Origin of the sequence: Frankia canadensis (assembly GCF_900197875.1) — a bacterium.
GTDB classification, from domain to species: domain Bacteria; phylum Actinomycetota; class Actinomycetes; order Frankiales; family Frankiaceae; genus Frankia; species Frankia canadensis.
In genome coordinates this window covers 1-1,103 of sequence record NZ_FZMO01000460.1, presented here as the reverse complement: position 1 = coordinate 1,103, position 1,103 = coordinate 1, and the positions used below count along the sequence as shown (strand labels likewise).

Here is a 1,103-nt window from a genome sequence, read left to right as displayed (position 1 = left end):
CCTCCACCACCTCACCCGCCACCACCCCCTCGACGGCTTCGTCCTGTTCTCCTCCGTGGTCGGCACGACGGGGAACGCGGGCCAGGGGAACTACGCCGCGGCCAACGCCTACCTGGACGCCCTCGCCGCCCACCGGGCCGCCCGCGGTCTGCCCGCCACGTCGATCGCCTGGGGGCTGTGGGACCAGACCAGTGGCATGACCGGCCACATGGACGCGGCGGACCGGGCGCGGATGGCCGCCGACGGCATCGCACCCCTCGACGCCGAGGTGGGCACGGCACTGTTCGACGCCGCGGTGACGGCGCCGGACGCGACGCTGGTCGCGGCCAGGCTCGACCGCGCCGCCCTGCTGCGGCGGGCGGCGGCGGGAACCCTGGCTCCGATGCTGCACGGTGTCACCCGGCCGCCGCGCCGCCGCGCCGCCCTGGGCGCGGGCGGCGGCGCGGGAGCACCCGAGAACCTGGGGACGTCGGCGCCGTTGGCCGCGCTCGCCGGCTTGGACGAGCGGGAACGCACCCTGCGGGTGCTGGAGCTGGTCCGCACGCACAGCGCCCAGGTCCTGGGCCAGGACGGTGGGACCATCCCCGCCAGCCGGCCGTTCCGCGACCTGGGCTTCGACTCGCTGACCGCGGTCGAACTGCGCAACCAGCTCGGCCGGGCGACGGGCCTACGGCTGCCGTCGACGGTGGTGTTCGACCATCCGACGCCGTCCGCGCTGGCGGAGTTCGTGAGCGCGCGGCTGGTCGACCAGGCGGACACCTCGGCAGCCAGGCGACCCGCACGGCCCACCACCCGCAGGACACGCTCGACCGAGGCGGACGACGAGCCGATCGCGGTGGTCGCCATGGGCTGCCGTTTCCCCGGCGGGGTGACCTCGCCGGAGGAGCTGTGGCGGCTGGTGGCCGAGGGCACCGACGCCATCTCCGGCTTCCCGACCGACCGGGACTGGCCGCTCGACCGCCTCTACCACCCCGATCCCCACCGGCAGGGCACGTCGTACAGCCGGCACGGCGGCTTCCTGCACGACGCCGCGTACTTCGACGCGGGCTTCTTCGGGATCTCCCCGCGTGAGGCGACCGCGATCGACCCGCAGCAGCGCCTGC

1 protein-coding gene is annotated in these 1,103 nt (G+C 75.7%); it reads left to right on the top strand.

Features of this window, described 5'->3' with window-relative positions:
* Positions 1-1,103, top strand: a 1,103-nt coding sequence (locus C1A33_RS26165) for a beta-ketoacyl reductase (protein WP_115538018.1), incomplete at both ends; no start/stop codon positions are given.